Origin of the sequence: Paraburkholderia edwinii, assembly GCF_019428685.1 — a bacterium.
GTDB lineage: Bacteria > Pseudomonadota > Gammaproteobacteria > Burkholderiales > Burkholderiaceae > Paraburkholderia > Paraburkholderia edwinii.
Genome location: NZ_CP080095.1, coordinates 3,574,850 through 3,592,639, shown reverse-complemented (window position 1 = coordinate 3,592,639; position 17,790 = coordinate 3,574,850). Strand labels below are relative to the sequence as shown.

The following is a 17,790-nucleotide window of genomic DNA, read 5'->3' as shown; positions in this document are numbered from 1 at the left end:
CAGGAGACGAGCATGGACCTGCAATTGAAGGGCTTGAAGACGATCGTGACCGGCGGCACCAAGGGTATCGGTCTGGCGATTGCGCAAACATTCGCGAGAGAAGGCGCTGAAGTCGCGATCTGTGCACGCGATGCGCAGAGCGTCAAAACAACCGCAAGGGCACTGGCCGAACTGAGCGGCGCGCGTGCGGAAGGCGCGGCCATTGATGTGGCGGACGGCGCGGCGTTGCAGGAGTGGGTGAAAAGCGTCGGCTCCCGATGGGGCGGGCTCGATATCGTCGTGGCCAATGTGAGCGCGCTTGCGATCGGCAACGACATCGAGTCGTGGCGCAAGGAGTTCGAGACGGATCTGCTCGGCACAGTCAATCTGATTGATGCCGCGATGCCTTTTCTGGAAGCGAGCAAGGCCGCGTCGATCGTGGCGATTTCGAGCGTGTCGGGACGCGAGATCGATTTTGCGGCAGGTCCTTATGGCGTGTTCAAGGCCGCGCTCGTTCACTACATACAGGGGCTCGCGAATCAGCTGGCGTCGAAGGGAATTCGCGCGAACACCGTGTCGCCGGGCAATGTGTATTTCGAAGGCGGCGTGTGGGACTGGATCGAGCACAACGATCCGGCGCTGTACGAGCGTTCGCTTGCGTTGAACCCGACGGGACGCATGGCAAAGCCGCAGGAGATCGCCAATGCGGTTGCATTTATCGCGAGCCCGGCGGCGAGCTTCGTGAGCGGAACCAACTTCGTCGTCGACGGTGCGCTGACGCGCGGCGTGCAACTTTGAAGCGCTCGGTGATGCGAATAGTCAGCCCGGTTTTCGGGTTGTTCTGAGCAAGCGGGGCGATGTTCCACCTGACGAGCCGATACCTGTCGGCTCGTCCCTACTCACTAGCGGGCCGCCGCTCAAACCACCAATAACCCCTTCTTCTCAATAAACGCGATTACCTGATCGAGTCCATCGAGCGCTTTCAGGTTGCACATCACAAACGGCCGCTCGCCGCGCATCTTCTTTGCATCCGACGCCATCACATCGAGATTCGCGCCGACGAACGGTGCAAGATCCGTCTTGTTGATGACCAGCAGATCCGACTTCGTAATGCCCGGGCCGCCTTTGCGCGGAATCTTCTCCCCGCCGGCAACATCGATCACGTAAATCGTCAGGTCGGAAAGCTCCGGACTGAACGTTGCCGCCAGATTGTCGCCGCCCGATTCGATAAACACGATATCCGCGTCGGGAAAGCGCGTCAGCATCCGGTCGACCGCTTCGAGATTGATCGACGCATCTTCGCGAATCGCCGTGTGCGGGCAGCCGCCGGTCTCGACCCCCATGATCCGCTCGGCAGGCAGCGCGCCCGCAACGGTTAGCAGACGCTGGTCTTCCTTCGTATAGATGTCGTTGGTAATCGCCACGAGGTCGTAGCGCTCGCGCATCGCCTTGCAGAGCATTTCGAGCAGCGTCGTTTTGCCGGAACCGACCGGGCCGCCGACGCCGACGCGCAGCGGCGGCAGTTTCTTCGTGCGTGGAGTGCGTGCGTTCATGGTGTTCCAAACCTTCTGAGCGAATAGCTATGAGCGGAATAGCCGCGAATACTGCGACTCGTGGCGCGCCGACAGAATGCCGAGCTGCGGCGCGAAGGTGTTGATGTCGTCGGGCGATGTCGCTAACGCGCGTGTCACCGCGGCGTCGATCGCGCCGCGTAGAGCGACGATAATCCGTTGTCCCGCGAGCTGGCCGAGCGGCACCGCTTTCAACGCCGCCGCCGCCTGGTTTTCCACCCAGCTGAATGCGTAGGCAGCGAGGGTGGCGTCGGCAGGGGCATCGTGAGCGAACGCGGCGAAGGCGAATGCGGTCGGTTGCGCGATCGGCGTCATGGCGTCGAGCGTGGCGCGCCGTGCGGCGTCGCCCCATTCGAGCGAGGCGCACAGCTGCCGCAGCGACCAGCCCATTTGCTCGGTTTCGCGGCGCAATTCCGATGACTCGCGGCTCGCGAGAAATTCGATGTTGGCCGTCGCGAGGCTGGCGGCATCGTGCGTGCGCCAGCGTTCGAGCTGATGCGCGAGAAACGGCAACTCGCCGATTGCGAGCACGTTCGTCAGGCCGTTTTCGATCCAGTCGCGTGCGCTATCGGCATCGGTGATCAACTGCGCTTCAATAGCCGCTTCGAGCCCTTGCGAATAGCTGAATGCGCCGATCGGCAAGGCGGGCGACGCGAGATGCAGCAGCGCGGTGAGTTCAGCGATGCGCATGGCGAGGGTGGCCGTGCGAGCACGACGCATCGCAGTGGTCATGGTCGTGGCCGTGATCATGCGAGTGCGCATGTGCATGGCCGGAGGTATGAGCGTGATCGTGCTCGTGCTCACGCCCATGCGAGTGCCCATGCCCATGATGCTCATCGAACACCTTCTGCGCGACCGCATAGTCCTCGGCGAACGATTCATCGTGCCCGTGCCGATGCCCGCCGCCATACGCGCCGGTTTCCGGCTGAAACGGCAGCGACACCTGCTCGACCGATGCACCGAGCCGCGTCAACATATCGGAAAGCACGGCATCGTATTCGAGCTTCAGATAATCGACGCCCACTTCAACCGGCGTATGCCGGTTACCGAGGTGATACGCGGCGCGCGTCAAGGTCAGCACATCGGGCGCACGAACGAGCAGCACCGCTTCCGCGGCCGCTGAGACTCGCACGAGGCCGCCGTCGTCGGCCACGAGCACATCGCCGTCGCGCAGCACGGTGCCGCGCGGCAGCACAAGTGCGACTTCCTCGCCCGTGTCGAGCGTGGCCGCGAGCCGGCTCTTGCAACGCGCCTCGAACGGCAGCGTCAAACCCGGTGCGCGCGCAACCAGAACGCGCGCGATCTTCACGCGCGGGTCAAGGCGTTTGTCGATCGTTCTCATACACGTCAAAAACGTCAGAAAAGAAAATACCGCTGCGCCATGGGCAGCACCTTCGCGGGCTCGCAGGTCAGCAGTTCGCCGTTCGCGATCACCTGATAAGTCTCCGGATCGACGCTAATAGAAGGTTGCCACGCATTGTGAATCATGTCGGCTTTCGTCACGCTGCGGCAGCCTCTTACCGCGACGATGCGCTTCGAAAGCCCATACCGTTCCGCCACGCCCGCCTCAGCCGCCAATTGCGACACAAATGTCAAAGACGTACGCCCCAACGCACCGCCGCGCGTCGCAAACATCTCGCGATAGTGAACCGGCTGCGGCGTCGGAATCGACGCATTCGGATCGCCCATCTGCGCGAGTGCGATCATCCCGCCTTTCAGGATCAGCGACGGCTTGATGCCGAAAAACGCCGGCTCCCACAGCACGAGGTCCGCCCACTTGCCGGGCTCGATCGAGCCGACCTCGTGCGCGATGCCGTGCGTGAGCGCGGGATTGATCGTGTACTTCGCGACATAGCGCTTGGCGCGGAAATTGTCGTTGCGCGCGTTGTCTTCGGGCAGCGCGCCGCGCTGCGCCTTCATCTTGTGCGCGGTCTGCCACGTGCGGATGATTACTTCGCCGACGCGTCCCATCGCCTGCGAATCCGACGACAGCATCGATAGCGCGCCGAGGTCGTGCAGGATATCTTCGGCGGCGATCGTCTCGCGGCGAATCCGCGATTCGGCGAACGCGATATCTTCCGCAATCGATGGGTCGAGATGGTGGCACACCATCAGCATGTCGAGATGCTCGTCGAGCGTATTGACCGTGTACGGCCGCGTCGGATTCGTCGACGACGGCAGCACGTTCGCTTCGCCGCACACCTTGATGATGTCGGGCGCATGGCCGCCGCCCGCGCCTTCCGTGTGATACGTGTGGATCGTGCGGCCCTTGAACGCCGCGACGGTCGCTTCGACAAAACCCGCTTCGTTCAGCGTATCGGTGTGGATCGCGACCTGCGTGTCGGTGTCGTCGGCAACGGAAAGCGCATTGTCGATCGCGGCCGGCGTCGTGCCCCAGTCTTCGTGCAGTTTGAGACCGATCGCGCCCGCGGCGATCTGCTCGAGCGCCGGCGCCGGCTGGCTCACGTTGCCTTTGCCGAGGAAGCCGAGGTTCATCGGATAGCCGTCCGCCGCTTGCAGCATGCGCTCCATATGCCACGGGCCCGGCGTCACAGTGGTCGCGTTCGTGCCCGTGGCGGGGCCCGTGCCGCCGCCGAGCATCGTCGTTACGCCGCTGGCGAGCGCTTCGTCGATCTGCTGCGGGCTGATGAAGTGGATATGCGTATCGATGCCGCCCGCGGTCACGATCATGCCTTCACCGGCGATCACTTCAGTCGCGGCGCCGAGCGGTATCGTCACGCCCGGCTGGATATCCGGATTGCCGGCTTTGCCGATCGCCGCAATGCGGCCGTCTTTCAGGCCGATGTCGGCCTTCACGATGCCCCAGTGGTCGAGTATCACGGCGTTCGTGATCACCGTATCGACCACGTCGGCCGCGAGACGTTGCGACTGGCCCATGCCGTCGCGAATCACCTTGCCGCCGCCGAATTTCACTTCCTCGCCATAGACGGTGAAGTCGCGTTCGACTTCGATCACGAGGTCGGTGTCGGCGAGCCGAACGCGATCGCCCGTCGTGGGACCGTACATCTCGGCGTAGGCGCGGCGGCCAATGCGTAATGTCATGTTTTAAATCCGAAAGAATGCGCTGCTGGACCCGCTGCTGGACCCGCTGCGGGTTCGATGAATCAGGCTTCGACGTTCGTCTCGTTCGATACCGGCACTTCGATCGGCTGATCGAGCTTGCCCATCACCTTGCCGTTAAAGCCGTACACGACGCGGTCGCCCGCAAGTTCGACCAGCTCGACCGTGCGTTCCTGGCCCGGCTCGAAACGCACCGCGGTGCTTGCCGCGATATTGAGCCGGAAGCCGCGCGCAGCCGCGCGATCGAACGCGAGCGACGCGTTCGCTTCGTGGAAGTGGTAATGCGAGCCGACCTGCACTGGCCGGTCGCCGGTATTCGCTACGGTTAGCGTGATTGTCGTGCGGCCGGCATTGAGCTCGTGCTCGCCGTCGTCGGTGATCAGTTCGCCGGGAATCATCGCGCGCTCCTTCGAAACTTCACGGAATAGGGTGGTGGACGGTTACGAGCTTCGTGCCGTCGGGAAAGGTGGCTTCGACCTGGATATCGGGAATCATCTCGGGCACGCCTTCCATCACGTCGTCGCGCGTGAGCAGGGTGGTGCCGTAATGCATGACCTCGGCGACGGTGCGGCCATCGCGTGCGGCTTCCATCAGCGCGGCGGTGATATACGCAACCGCTTCCGGATAGTTCAGTTTCAGGCCGCGTGCGCGGCGGCGTTCGGCAAGCAGCGCCGCGGTGAAGATCAGTAGTTTGTCTCGCTCGCGTGGTGTCAGCTTCATCGAATGTTGTTGTAGTACGGGTGAGTGGAAGGCGGACGGTGGCGTCGTCTTTCAGGGTGAGCGGTTAATGAGCAAAGGCTATGGAGCAAAGGAACGAGCAAAGGCTATGCCATCGTGGTGCATGGCCGTGCTGCGAAGAGCAAGCGCTTGACGTGCACCGTGATAGCGCAAGCGCGTGCTTCGTTGTGGTGCGAAGCGCGTCGACGGTTCATGTGGTCCACAACCGCAACGGCACGGCATCGACGTGATGCACGATCGGCCTTAGCTCCGTCCAGCATTGAATCAACGCGCGCTGGAGCGGCTCCATCGAGCGCGCGACCGCACGAATCAGCAGCACGCCGGTGCCGCTTTCCGCGCCGTTGGCTTCGCAGCGCACGCACGACGCCGCCGCGCGCAGCGTCGCATCGAACGGCAGCTTCGCGGTCAGCGCTTCGGCCAGCGTATCGTCGCAAGCGGCGCCGACGGCCCATAGCGTGCCGAATGCCGGATAGCCGGCGAGCCCTTGCGGCGCATCGCGCAAGGCGGCGTCGGCCGCGATCAGCGCGCGTTCGAACCACAGCGGTTGGCCATCCGGCCCGACGATGCGCGATACCGAACGCACATGGCCGGCACTCCAACGTTCCCCGGCCGCTTGCCTGCCCAGTTGCATCGCGTCCCAACCGATTGCGCTTGCGCCTTCGGCCACCGAAAGCGTGAAGTCGAGCGACGCATGCGCGTGGTCGAACACGATATTGTTTTGCGGCAGCCAATCGAGCCTGGCGCGCGGCCCGACACGAATGCCGATACGTTGCCGCGCGGTACGGCCATTCGACTTGTACCACTTCGTTGCGCCGGGCGTGGTGAGCACCGCATGCGTGTCGGCGGCGAGCGCGATGTCGATGTCGAGCGCGTCTCCGCCCGCAATGCCGCCCGGCGGATGCACGATCACCGCATGACAGATCGCATCGCCTTCCGGGTAGAGCGGCCGTTGCACGCGCAACGGTCCCTCATGGAGTCGATGCGCGAGCGTGGTGCGAGCCTCGCGATGCTTTTCGAAGCCGAGTTCGAGCCGCGCGCGCCAATGCGCATGCGAAGTGGGATCGGCGGCGGCAAGAGCCGCGTGGTTTTCATGCAGCGACATGCGGCGAAGGTATCACATGAACAGGGGGCCGCGCCTCAAACAGCAATCAACGCCCGTACCCCATCGTTATCCATATCCGCACCCGCTCCGCCGGCGATGATTTCACCACGGCTCATCACCCAGTAGCGGTCCGCGATCGCCTTTGCGAAGTCGTAATACTGCTCGACGAGCAGCACCGTCAGCCCCATTTCCTCGACAAGCTGCCGCAACGTGCGCCCGATGTCCTGAATGATCGAAGGCTGGATGCCTTCGGTCGGCTCGTCGAGAATCAGCAACTGCGGCTCGCTCATCAGCGCGCGGCCGATTGCGAGCTGTTGCTGCTGGCCACCTGACAAATCGCCACCGCGCCGCGCGCGCATATCTTTCAACACGGGAAACAGCTCATAGATGCGGTCGGGAATGCGCTTGGGCGCCTTGCGGCTCGCCGCGCCGATCAGCAGATTTTCTTCGACGGTCAGCCGCGGGAAAATATCGCGGCCCTGCGGCACATACGCGAGCCCCTGCGTGACGCGCGCATGCGGCGGCAACTTCGTGAGCGGCGTGCCGCGCCAGGTGATCGAGCCGTTCTTCGTCGGCACCACGCCCATCAGGCAGCGCAGCAGCGTGGTCTTGCCGACACCATTGCGGCCGAGCAGCACGGTCAGCTGGCCGTCGGGCACTTCGAGCTTGACGTTGCGCAGAATATGGCTGCCGCCGTAGTACTGGTTCAGGTTCGTTACTTCGAGCATAGTGTTCAGGGCTCCGTATTCAGCGTCCGAGATACGACTCGATCACGTTGGGGTCGTTTTTCACGGTGTCGAGCGTGCCGTGCGCGAGCACGCTGCCTTCGGCCATCACGGTGACCATGCCTGTATCGCCGGCGAGCGCGGCGACAAATTCCATATCGTGTTCGACGACCATCATCGAACATGTGCCGCGCAAATGGTTGAGCAGCTCGGCGAGCTGCATGGTCTCGTCGTCGGTCATGCCGGCGGCCGGTTCGTCGAGCAGCAGCAGGGCGGGCTGCTGCATCAGCAGCATGCCGATTTCGAGCCGCTGCTTTTGCCCGTGCGACAACTCGCCGGCCGGCCGCCGCGCTTCACCTTCGAGGCGGATCAACGCGAGCGTTTCCTCGATGCGCGCCTGCGCCGCGCGGTCGAGCCGCGCGCGCAGCGAAGCGAACCAGCCTTTATCGGTTTTCATCGCCAGTTCGAGGTTTTCCCACACCGGGTGCTGCTCGAACACGGTCGGCTTCTGGAACTTGCGGCCAATGCCGATGCGCGCGATCTCGGGCTCGTTCATGCGCGTGAGGTCGATCGTCTGGCCGAGAAAAACCTTGCCCGAGTCCGGTTCGGTTTTGCCGGTGATCACATCCATCATCGTGGTCTTGCCGGCGCCGTTCGGGCCGATGATGCAGCGCAGTTCGCCCGCGTCGATCGCCAGCGACAGCTTGTTCAGCGCACGAAAGCCGTCGAAGCTGACGGTCACGTCGTCGAGATACAGAATCGTGCCGTGCGAGATATCGATCTCGCCGGGCGTCGCGACGTGGCCCATCCCGGCATCGCCGCCGAAGGCACGCTCGTCGATCGCGTCCGCGTCGTATACGTAGTCGCTCATGTGCGGTCCTTAAGGGCGGTTCTTTTTGCGCATCGTGAGCGTCTCGATCAGCCCCATGATGCCGTTCGGCAAAAACAGCGGCACGAGCACGAAAATCGCGCCGAGAAAGAACAGCCAGTATTCGGCGAAGTGCGCCGTAAAAAAGCTCTTTGCGCCGTTCACGGCAAACGCGCCGATAATCGGCCCGATCAGGGTGCCGCGCCCGCCGACCGCGACCCAGATCGCCATTTCGATCGAATTGCCCGGCGACATTTCGCCCGGATTGATAATGCCGACCTGCGGCACGTACAGCGCGCCCGCGATGCCGCACAGCACGGCGGACACAGTCCATACGAACAGCTTGTACGCGAGCGGGCTATAGCCGAGGAACATCAGCCGCGTTTCGCCGTCGCGCACCGCGGTCACCACGCGGCCGAGCTTCGACGTGACGACCGCGCGCGCGCCGATGAAGGTCAGCACGAGCACGGCGAAGGTCATCAGGAACAACACGGTGCGTGTGCCCGGATGCGTGATCGGAAAGCCGGCAATCCGCTTGAAATCGGTGAAACCGTTATTCCCGCCGAAGCCGGTTTCATTGCGATAGAACAGCAGCATTGCCGCGAACGTCATAGCCTGCGTGATGATCGACAGATACACGCCCTTCACGCGCGAGCGGAATGTGAAGAAGCCGAACACCCAGGCCACGACCGCCGGCGCGAGCACGACCAGCAGCAAGGCATACGCGAGATGCTGCGTGCCTTGCCAGTACCACGGTAGCTGGTGCCAGTCGAGAAAGACCATGAAGTCGGGCAGGTCGCTGCCGTATTTGCCGTCGTGGCCGATTGCGCGCATCAGATACATGCCGATCGCGTAACCGCCGAGCGCGAAGAACAACCCGTGCCCGAGGCTCAGAATGCCGCAGTAGCCCCAGACGAGGTCGAGCGCGAGCGCGGCGATCGCGTAGCACATGAACTTGCCGGCAATCGTCATCGCATACGCGGACAGGTGGAACGCGCTGGTTTCGGGCAGCACGAGCGCGGAGAACGGGACGCCGAGGCCGATCACGATAATCAGCGCGAGCAGCGCCTGCCATGCGCGGCGCGACAGCAGCGCCGGGCGGGGCGGCAAGCCGAGCGTGAAGCCGGACAGGTCGGCCGGGTGCGCGTCGCCCGTTGTGCCGCTTGCTGTGCCGCTTGCCGCGGCGCGTGCATCGACGGCGGCGGGTGAGGAAGAAGCAGCGAGTGTCATGATGATCAGGCCTCCGCGCTGCGGCCCTTCAGGGCGAACATGCCCTGCGGACGCTTCTGGATAAACAGCACGATCAGCACGAGCACCGCGATTTTCGCGAGCACCGCGCCCCAGAACGGTTCGATCGCCTTGCTGACGAGGCCGAGGCCAAAGCCACCGAGCACCGTCCCCGCGATCTGTCCAACACCACCCAATACAACCGCCATAAACGAATCGATGATGTAGCTCTGGCCGAGATCCGGGCCGACGTTGCCGATTTGCGAGAGCGCGCAGCCGCCGAGGCCCGCGATGCCCGCGCCGAACGCGAACGCATAGGAATCGACGCGTGCGGTCTTTACGCCGACACATGCGGCCATCCGGCGGTTCTGCGTCACGGCGCGCACGAACAGGCCGAGACGCGTTTTTGTCAGCACGGCCCATGCGATGCCGACCACGATCAGCGAGAACGCGAGAATCGCGAGCCGGTTGTACGGCAGGATCAGGTTCTGCATCACGGTCACGCCGCCGCTCATCCACGACGGGTTCACCACTTGCACGTTCTGCGCGCCGAAGATCATCCGTGTCGCCTGGATCAGGATCAGGCTGACGCCGAAAGTCGTCAGCAGCGTTTCGAGCGGACGGCCATACAGATGCTTGAGCACAAGGCGTTCGAGCACGATGCCGACCGCAGCCGCCGCGACGAACGAGGCAGGAATGGCGAACAGCGGATACCAGTCGAACGCGCCGGGCGCATAGTGCTGAATCAGGTTCTGCACCACATAGGTCGCGTACGCGCCGATCATCAGGAATTCGCCGTGCGCCATATTGATCACGCCGATCAGGCCATACGTGATCGCCAGACCGAGTGCCGCGAGCAGCAGCACGCTGCCAAGCGACAGCCCCGCGAACACGGTGCCCACGATTTCACTGCGGCGCTGGATCGCATCGAGTGCGTCGATGCCTTGCTGCGCGGCCGCGCGCACGCGCGCGTCGGGTTCGGTGAAGCTGCCGTCCGGCTGCTTCGCGACGATCGGGCGCAGCAGTTCGTTCATCTCGAGATCGTGGCGTGCCGCGACGAGTTGCACGGCTTCGAGACGCTTCGCGGCGTCGGTGTCGTGCAGCGCGGTCATGGCCCAGAGCACATCGAGGCGGCGTTTTAGCGTCGGGTCGGTTTCCTTGGCGCGTGCCGCGTCGATCATCGGCTTCATGGCGATGTCGGGGCTTTTCAGCAGTTCGCCGATCGCGGCGCGCCGTGTTTCGAGGTCCGGCGAGGCGAGCTGCAGGCCCGATAGGGCACCTGCGACTTTCGAGCGTAAGAGGTTGTTCAGCGTGACCGGTTGTGCGTCGCCTGCTGCGACGGTTTTTCCGGTTACCGCATCGTAGGTGTGGTCGCCGCCGTCAGCCGATTGGATCAGCACTGCGCCGGCGTCGGTCGCGAGTGCGTTGTCTTCGGAGAGCGCTTTCAAAAGCGCGAGCGATGGCGCGTCGTGCATCGCGATCAGCTTGTCGATCGCGGCGGACTTTGCGTCGAAGTCGTCGCCGGCAAGCGGTGCGACATCGGCGGTGGTGAGCGCGAACGCGTGTTGCGGGATGGCCAGCGCCACAAACAGCGTACACGCCGCAACCGCGGAGAAAGAGCGCGCGGCGTGAGCCCCGCGCCGCGCGATTCTGGAAAGGAAGAACGCCATGATGGCCTTTGAAGAGAAAAGCGGCATGCATGTCGGCGGCGGCGGACGATGAGTCCGCTGCCGCCTGATGCAGGTAAAACCCGGGTCAACCCCGGAAGGCAGCCGACTTCGCTTACGCCACGCGCGAGCGCCGCAGGAACGACGGAATCGAGGTCACCACATCGGGCTTTTTCTCGTTACCGGCGATAAACGGGCTCCACGGCTGCGCGCGGACCGCGGTCTTCGTCTTCCAGACCACATTGAACTGACCGTCGCCGCGAATCTCGCCGATCATCACGGGCTTGTGCAGATGGTGGTTGCCGTCCATTTCAAGCGTGAAGCCCGACGGCGCCGCGAACTTCTGGCCGATCATCGCGACGCGCACCTTGTCGACGTCCGTGCTCTTCGCCTTTTCGACGGCTTGCTTCCACATATGGATGCCGACGAAGGTCGCTTCCATCGGATCGTTCGTCACGCGCTTCGCACCGCCCGGCAGGCTTTGCGCCTTCACATACGAGGCGAACTCTTCCTTGAACGACGTGTTGTTCGGCCCTTTCACCGACATGAAGTAGTTCCACGCGGCCAGATGCCCGACGAGCGGTTTCGTATCGATGCCGCGCAGCTCTTCCTCGCCGACCGAAAACGCGACGACGGGCACGTCGGTCGCCTTGATCCCCTGGTTGCCGAGCTCCTTGTAGAACGGCACGTTCGAATCGCCGTTGATGGTCGAGACGACCGTGGTCTTGCCGCCTTGCGAGAACGTCTTGATGTTCGCGACGATGGTTTGATAGTCGCTATGGCCGAACGGCGTGTAGACCTCCTGGATGTCGGCGTCCTGCACACCCTTCGAATGCAGGAACGCGCGCAGGATCTTGTTCGTCGTGCGCGGGTAGACATAGTCGGTGCCGAGCAGGAAGAAGCGCTTCGCGCCGCCGCCTTCGCTGCTCATCAGGTACTCCACGGCGGGAATCGCCTGCTGGTTCGGCGCGGCGCCCGTATAGAACACGTTGCGCGACATCTCTTCGCCTTCGTACTGCACCGGGTAGTAGAGCAGCCCGTTCAATTCTTCGAACACGGGCAGCACCGACTTGCGCGACACCGATGTCCAGCATCCGAACACGCAGGCCACCTTGTCCTGCGTCAGCAGCCCGCGGGCCTTTTCGGCGAACAGCGGCCAATTCGACGCCGGGTCCACCACCACGGGCTGGATCTGCCGGCCCATCACGCCGCCGTTCTTGTTGATGTCGGCGATCGTCATCAACGCGGTGTCCTTGAGCGACGTCTCCGAAATCGCCATCGTGCCGGACAGCGAATGCAGAATGCCGACCTTGATCGGCCCGCTGTTCGACTGCGCGTTGGCGAACGGCACCTTGCCCGCGAGCGCGAGCGCGCCCGACATCGAACCGAGCTTCAGAAGACTGCGACGTTTCATGTGCTACCCCTTGCCTTGGATGTTGAGTGTTGTTAGTTCTTGCGGCTTGCGCCGCGTGGCTTTTGCGGCGGCCGGTCGAAGTGGCGGACCGGCTGATGGTTGCGTAGTGCATGACTGGCCGTGCTCGTTACTGCAAGGCATATGCCAATCGTTGCAAAGCAGCACTGAACGGCTACCATGCGCGCTGTGAGGCGGGTTCCGGCCCGCGGCGGACGCGAGCTTTCCATGCGTGATAAGGGCCAAAGCGGTGCATGAACGGGCGGTGTGCTTCGTTGCGGTGCGTGACGCGCCGCAACGAAGCGCGGCCGTGAACACGCGCAAGGCGGGCGCGCACGATCGGTGCAGCCGCTGCCTGAGGTTGCGCACTGGTTGTGCACCAGGGCGCGGCTGCATACACTGAAAGACTGCGACCGGAAAAACCGCGGTCGGCCCCGCGGTTGATCCTGAGGCTGACCCTGCTGTCGACCCCGCGGTTGATCTTGCGGGCGACCCGTTAACCGATTAACCAAGCAACCAACCAATCAACCGAATACCTGGAGACGCAAGATGAATGACCGCGCTGCCAACATGCTCGACCTGTCCGCGTTCTGGATGCCGTTCACCGCGAACCGCCAGTACAAGAGCGCGCCGCGGCTGCTTTCGAAGGCGAAAGGGATGTACTACACGTCGCATGACGGCCGGCGCATTCTCGACGGCACAGCAGGCCTGTGGTGCGTGAATGCGGGCCATTGCCGCGACGAGATCGTCGCGGCGGTGCAGGAGCAGGCGGCCGAGATGGACTTCGCGCCGACCTTCCAGATGGGCCATCCGAAAGCGTTCGAAGCGGCGACCAAAATCGCGAAACACACGCCGGGCGACCTCAAGCACATCTTCTTTGCCAACTCGGGATCGGAAGCCGTCGATACGGCGCTCAAGATCGCGCTCGCTTACCATCGCGCGCGCGGCGAAGGGCACCGCACGCGCTTTATCAGCCGCGAGCGCGGGTACCACGGCGTGAACTTCGGCGGCACGTCGGTGGGCGGCATTCCGGCCAACCGCAAGGCGTATTCGGGCGCGATGGTGCCGGCTGTCGACTTTCTGCCGCATACGCTGAACATCAAGGAAGCGGCATTCTCGAAAGGGCAACCGAAGTGGGGCGCGCATCTGGCCGACGAACTCGAGCGTCTCGTCGCGCTGCACGATGCATCGACGATTGCCGCGGTCATCGTCGAGCCCGTGGCCGGTTCGACCGGCGTACTGGTGCCGCCGCAAGGTTATCTGGAGCGGCTGCGCGAGATTTGCGACAAGCACGGCATCCTGCTGATTTTCGATGAAGTGATCACGGGCTGGGGACGCCTCGGTACGCCGTTCGCCGCGCAGTACTTCAAGGTCACGCCGGACCTGCTGACGATGGCCAAGGGCACCAACAATGCGGCGGCGCCGTTGGGCGCGGTCGCGGCGAGCGCGCGGATTCACGATGCGATCGTCAACGGCACGCCCGCGGGTATCGAGCTCTTCCACGGTTACACATATTCGGGGCACCCGATCGCGACGGCCGCTGCGTGCGCGACGATCGATCTCTATGAACGCGAGCAGCTGTTTGCGCGGTCCGCGAAGCTGGCTCCGGTGTTCGAGGAAGCGATTCATTCGCTGCGCGGCGCGCGGCATGTGATCGATATCCGCAACCTCGGGCTGATCGGCGGCGTCGAGCTGGCGCCGCGCGATGGCGCGCCGGGCGCGCGCGGCTATGAAACCTTCGTGCGCTGCTTCCAGAAGGGCGTGCTCGTGCGTCCCGCCGGCGACATCCTCGAGTTTTCGCCGCCGTTTATTGCCGAAGAGGAACAGATTGCGGAGATCTTCAAGACCGTCGGCGAGGCGTTGAACGAAGTCGATTAAAGAAGACCGGCTGGGCGATTGATGCGGCGGCGCGGGCCGCGGCGGCGTGTTGAGCCGCACGGTCCACGCCGCCGTGTTTCGTTTTGGGGCTTTAAAACTGCTTCAGAGCGGCTTCGTTGCGGCTTCGTTGCCGCTTCAAAGCCGCTTCAGAACGCGACGAACGGACCCGGTTTGTCGCCGGCCTGCGCGCCGCTCAGCACGGTATAGACGCTGCGTCCGTAATAGAACGGCAAGCCCCAGACGAACATGTTCGACGACAGCGATAGCGCGCCCAGATTGTCGTAGGCCGCGTAGTTCGATTCGAACAGCCGCTCGGCATCCGCAATGGAGAACGGCACCGTGGCTTGCAGGCCGATGGTCGACATCATCGTCGCGGAGAGGCTCAGCGTGGTCTGCGGCGAGAACCAGTTGTTGACGCCGGTCGGGATCGTCGTATCGCGGAACATCAAGCCGTTGGTGCCGCTGTCGACGATGGCGGGCACGGAGCGGTTCGCGTAGAGCGTCGTCAACGTGCCTTGAGCGGAGACGGCGAGGATGGTTGCGTTCGCGGGCAAGGCATTGTTCGAGCGTGTGCCGACGCCGAAGATCAGCTCGCCGGTCGCGCTTGCCTGACCGGCGGGCGGCAGGGCGGGCAGTCGGATGAGTGTGCCGTTGTTGTCGGTGGCGAAACCGGCGACCGGGTTCATTGCCTGCCGCTCGAGCGGCACGCGCGCGGCCGTGCACGATGTGGCGCTTGCGCAGTAGTAGTAGGTTGCGGCAAGCGCGGTCTGCGCGGCCTGCGGGAAGTCGCGCACACGATGGCCGATGCCGACGACACCCTTCGCGCCGAGCGAGTCGACCGTGCCCAGGTCGGCGACGCCGCGCGATTCGCAGTCGGCGGGCGTCGCGCCATAGGCGGCGTCGCCGACAATCTGCACGGGGATGTCGCGCGCGGTCATGCTGCCGATCGTCACGTCCGCGCGGCGCAGCGAGCCCCAGAGATAGCCGGAGCCGAATAGCGCGCATTGGGCGAGCGGCGCGCTGCCGGTTGAATCGTTCGATGCGCCGGTTTGCTGCGGCAGGCGTGAGGTTAGCGATGAGCCGAGTGCGCTGGCGAAAACACGCACGCCGATCGAGCCGGTGTCGAGCAGCATGTGGTCGACGGTGGAGCATGCGGCGTCGGTTTGCGCGTTGGGTGGGCACAGTTTGACGGTGACGTAGGGTTGATTCACCGTTGCGCCGAGTGTGTTGTCGATGGTGATGGATGCGGTGTTTGACGGAGGGGTGGGGGTGTCGCCGCTGGGTGTGTCGCTGGAAGAGCCGCCGCTGGAAGAACCGCCGCCCGAAGCACCGCTGCCGGAAGAATTGCCGCCGGAGGAGCTACCGCCGGAAGAACCGCCGCCCGAAGAGCCACCGCCCGAAGAGCTACCGCCCGAAGAGCTACCGCCCGAAGAGCTACCGCCCGAAGAGCTACCGCCCGAAGAGCTACCGTCCGAAGAACCACCGCCCGAAGAACCACCACCGGAAGTGTTATTTCCACGCGCCCCGCCCGCTGCTCCATTCGCCCTCCCGCCATCGCCCGTATTCGCAACGGTCGAACTCTTCGACGGCTCAACCGGCTTGCCGAGCCAGGACTGTGTATCCAGTTCATTGCCGCCATCACCGCCGCACGCGGACAACGCGACAGCCGCAAACGCGGCCACACATAGCGTCCTGCCAAATCCCACTCGCGGTGCGCCGATCATCATGTATTTCCTCGTCTCGAACATCATCGGCCTCACTCCAGATCGCCCATATCGACGCGCGCCGGCACGAGCCGCGGCAGCCACGCCTTGCCGGTGAACTGTCCTTGATGCCCGATCGACTCGATCTGCAAGTCACCGTTGCGTTCGACGAGCGGACCCGTGCCGCGTCGTCCGCGCCGAGCCGCGGACGCGACGTTCGGGAAGTAGCTGCCGAGCAGCGCGGCCATATCGGGGCGCACGGGGCCGCTCCACGTGACCGCGAACACCACGCCGTCGAGCGACGCGTATTCGTGCACGGTGACGCCATCGTCGCTACGCGTGCTGTGCAGGGACCAGGGCGGATTCGAAGCCGTCGGCTGCGCTGCGCTGCGCAAAAGCAGCTGTACGGGTGCATTCGACGCGGCAGGCGTCGGCTTGCCGCCCAACGTCGCATGGGACAGGGCGGGGAATAGCAGCAGCGCGGCGGTTGCACAGGCCGCGATCGGTGAACATCGGGTCACAGGTCATGCTCCGAAAAAAGGTCGAAGCATGGTGCCAGACGAACACATCAGGATGGCTTACGAAACTTCAGAATCGATGCGTGGAAAAGGCATCAGATGAGGCGCGCGCAGTGCAGACCCACGCAAGAAGCGAAAGGCGAAACGCGCAAGACAAAACAAAAAAGCGCACATCACGCAGAGCAAAAAAAAGCGCCGGCCAACGCCGGCGCTTCTCTCACAACATCGACAAACCCGCAAGCTCAATAAGTCGGAACCGACGGATCCACCTGCCGCGACCATGCATCGATGCCGCCCTGCAGATTAAACACATTCTTATGGCCGCGCGATTCGAGGAACATTGCGACCTGCGCGCTGCGCGCACCGTGATGGCAGACGCAAACGACGGGCGCTTCGTCGTCGAGTTCCTCGCTGCGCGCCGGGATCTCGCGCATCGGAATCGACACGCTGCCGGCGATCTTTGCCGTTTCAATTTCCCACGGTTCGCGTACGTCGAGCACCACGGGCGCGGGGCGCGATTGATCGGCGAGCCATTCGGCAAGAGCGGGGGCAGACAGGTTTTGCATCAGTGAATCCTGTGGATCAACTCAAACGGGGGCGGGCGGACCGGAGAGCGGCCGCTGCTTAGAACTTGAAGCGCGGCGGCTGCACCGCGTTCGCGAGCGGCTCGACGTACGTTTCAAACACATCGGCGACGCGGAACTGCTTTTCGTCGACGCGCGTGATGATTTGCGCCTTCATGACCGGCAACGAGCCGACAAAAGCCGCGAGGCGCCCACCCACCTTCAGGTGCTCGAGCATTTCCTGCGGCAGCACGGGCAGGCCGCCCGACACGCAGATCACGTCGTACGGCGCGGCCGCGGTCCAGCCGCGCGCGGCGTCGCCGGTCACGACTTCGGCATTGAGCACGCCGTTCGCGGCGAGATTCGACTTCGCGAGTTCGGCCAGTTCCGGCTCGATCTCGACAGTCAGCACGTGCTGGCTGCGATGGGCGAGCAGCGCGGCCATATAGCCGGAGCCGGCGCCGATTTCGAGCACGCTTTCGTGCTTCTTCACGGACAGTTCCTGCAGCACACGCGCTTCGACGCGCGGCGCCAGCATGTGCTGGCCGGCGGGCAGCGGAATTTCCAGATCGGCGAAAGCCAGTTCGCGGTACGCGGCGGGGACGAAGTTCTCACGCTTGACGATCGACAGCAGATTCAACACGTCCTGGTCGAGCACGTCCCAGGGGCGAATCTGCTGTTCGATCATGTTGAAGCGCGCTTGCTCGATGTTCATGGTGGGTTCGTTCTGCGTGTGGTTGGAATGCCGGCAAAGACCGC

The 17,790-nt window shown here is 64.0% G+C and carries 18 protein-coding genes; 2 read left to right on the top strand and 16 right to left on the bottom strand.

Annotation, left to right across the window (positions count from 1 at the left end; all coding sequences use genetic code 11):
• Positions 1-12 precede the first annotated feature (12 nt).
• Complete coding sequence (locus KZJ38_RS15860) at positions 13-777, top strand: SDR family NAD(P)-dependent oxidoreductase (protein WP_219797049.1); 765 nt, start codon at positions 13-15, stop codon at positions 775-777.
• Positions 778-896: 119 nt separating this feature from the next.
• On the opposite strand, the gene ureG is transcribed toward KZJ38_RS15860, so the two are convergent.
• The 12 genes from ureG to urtA all read right to left on the bottom strand — a co-directional run bounded on the left by ureG (position 897) and on the right by urtA (position 12,372).
• On the bottom strand, positions 897-1,532 hold the full coding sequence (gene ureG / locus KZJ38_RS15855) for an urease accessory protein UreG (RefSeq protein ID WP_219797047.1): 636 nt from the start codon (positions 1,530-1,532) through the stop codon (positions 897-899).
• Between the two features lie 27 nt (positions 1,533-1,559).
• Positions 1,560-2,240: an urease accessory protein UreF gene (locus KZJ38_RS15850; RefSeq protein WP_219797046.1), complete on the bottom strand. Its 681-nt coding sequence runs from the start codon at positions 2,238-2,240 to the stop codon at positions 1,560-1,562.
• The gene (gene ureE, locus KZJ38_RS15845; RefSeq protein ID WP_219797044.1) at positions 2,227-2,892 is read right to left on the bottom strand and encodes an urease accessory protein UreE; all 666 of its coding nucleotides are present in this window, start codon (positions 2,890-2,892) and stop codon (positions 2,227-2,229) included. Before ureE ends, KZJ38_RS15850 begins: the two co-directional genes overlap by 14 nt.
• Before the next feature lie 14 nt (positions 2,893-2,906).
• Positions 2,907-4,613, bottom strand: a complete 1,707-nt coding sequence (gene ureC, locus KZJ38_RS15840) for an urease subunit alpha (protein ID WP_219797042.1) — start codon at positions 4,611-4,613, stop codon at positions 2,907-2,909.
• Positions 4,614-4,675: 62 nt separating this feature from the next.
• Positions 4,676-5,029 (bottom strand): urease subunit beta, encoded by a 354-nt coding sequence (locus KZJ38_RS15835; RefSeq protein WP_219797040.1) that lies wholly within the window; start codon positions 5,027-5,029, stop codon positions 4,676-4,678.
• Between the two features lie 19 nt (positions 5,030-5,048).
• Positions 5,049-5,351, bottom strand: a complete 303-nt coding sequence (gene ureA / locus KZJ38_RS15830) for an urease subunit gamma (RefSeq protein WP_075156485.1) — start codon at positions 5,349-5,351, stop codon at positions 5,049-5,051.
• A 208-nt stretch (positions 5,352-5,559) separates the two neighbouring features.
• A complete protein-coding gene (locus KZJ38_RS15825) occupies positions 5,560-6,471 on the bottom strand; it encodes an urease accessory protein UreD (RefSeq protein ID WP_219797038.1) in 912 nt (303 codons plus the stop codon).
• Positions 6,472-6,506: 35 nt separating this feature from the next.
• Positions 6,507-7,199, bottom strand: a complete 693-nt coding sequence (urtE, locus tag KZJ38_RS15820; protein ID WP_219797036.1) for an urea ABC transporter ATP-binding subunit UrtE — start codon at positions 7,197-7,199, stop codon at positions 6,507-6,509.
• Positions 7,200-7,218: 19 nt separating this feature from the next.
• The gene (urtD, locus tag KZJ38_RS15815; protein WP_246641781.1) at positions 7,219-8,004 is read right to left on the bottom strand and encodes an urea ABC transporter ATP-binding protein UrtD; all 786 of its coding nucleotides are present in this window, start codon (positions 8,002-8,004) and stop codon (positions 7,219-7,221) included.
• 72 nt (positions 8,005-8,076) lie between these two features.
• Positions 8,077-9,294 carry an urea ABC transporter permease subunit UrtC gene (gene urtC, locus KZJ38_RS15810; protein ID WP_219797032.1) on the bottom strand — a complete coding sequence of 406 codons (1,218 nt, stop codon included), beginning with the start codon at positions 9,292-9,294 and terminating at the stop codon, positions 8,077-8,079.
• A gap of 5 nt (positions 9,295-9,299) precedes the next feature.
• A complete protein-coding gene (gene urtB, locus KZJ38_RS15805) occupies positions 9,300-10,961 on the bottom strand; it encodes an urea ABC transporter permease subunit UrtB (protein ID WP_219800380.1) in 1,662 nt (553 codons plus the stop codon).
• A gap of 112 nt (positions 10,962-11,073) precedes the next feature.
• The gene (gene urtA / locus KZJ38_RS15800; protein ID WP_219797030.1) at positions 11,074-12,372 is read right to left on the bottom strand and encodes an urea ABC transporter substrate-binding protein; all 1,299 of its coding nucleotides are present in this window, start codon (positions 12,370-12,372) and stop codon (positions 11,074-11,076) included.
• 546 nt (positions 12,373-12,918) lie between these two features.
• Between urtA and aptA the strand changes: the two genes are divergently transcribed.
• Complete coding sequence (aptA, locus tag KZJ38_RS15795; protein WP_219797028.1) at positions 12,919-14,247, top strand: omega-aminotransferase AptA; 1,329 nt, start codon at positions 12,919-12,921, stop codon at positions 14,245-14,247.
• A gap of 146 nt (positions 14,248-14,393) precedes the next feature.
• Here aptA and KZJ38_RS15790 read toward each other — a convergent pair whose 3' ends face one another.
• From KZJ38_RS15790 to KZJ38_RS15775, 4 genes are all read right to left on the bottom strand, one after another.
• Positions 14,394-15,458, bottom strand: a complete 1,065-nt coding sequence (locus tag KZJ38_RS15790; protein WP_246641494.1) for a DUF3443 family protein — start codon at positions 15,456-15,458, stop codon at positions 14,394-14,396.
• Positions 15,459-16,003: 545 nt separating this feature from the next.
• On the bottom strand, positions 16,004-16,471 hold the full coding sequence (locus tag KZJ38_RS15785; protein ID WP_246641493.1) for a DUF2844 domain-containing protein: 468 nt from the start codon (positions 16,469-16,471) through the stop codon (positions 16,004-16,006).
• A 239-nt stretch (positions 16,472-16,710) separates the two neighbouring features.
• Positions 16,711-17,034: a rhodanese-like domain-containing protein gene (locus tag KZJ38_RS15780; RefSeq protein WP_219797027.1), complete on the bottom strand. Its 324-nt coding sequence runs from the start codon at positions 17,032-17,034 to the stop codon at positions 16,711-16,713.
• A 58-nt stretch (positions 17,035-17,092) separates the two neighbouring features.
• On the bottom strand, positions 17,093-17,746 hold the full coding sequence (locus KZJ38_RS15775) for a protein-L-isoaspartate O-methyltransferase family protein (protein WP_219797025.1): 654 nt from the start codon (positions 17,744-17,746) through the stop codon (positions 17,093-17,095).
• Positions 17,747-17,790 lie beyond the last annotated feature (44 nt).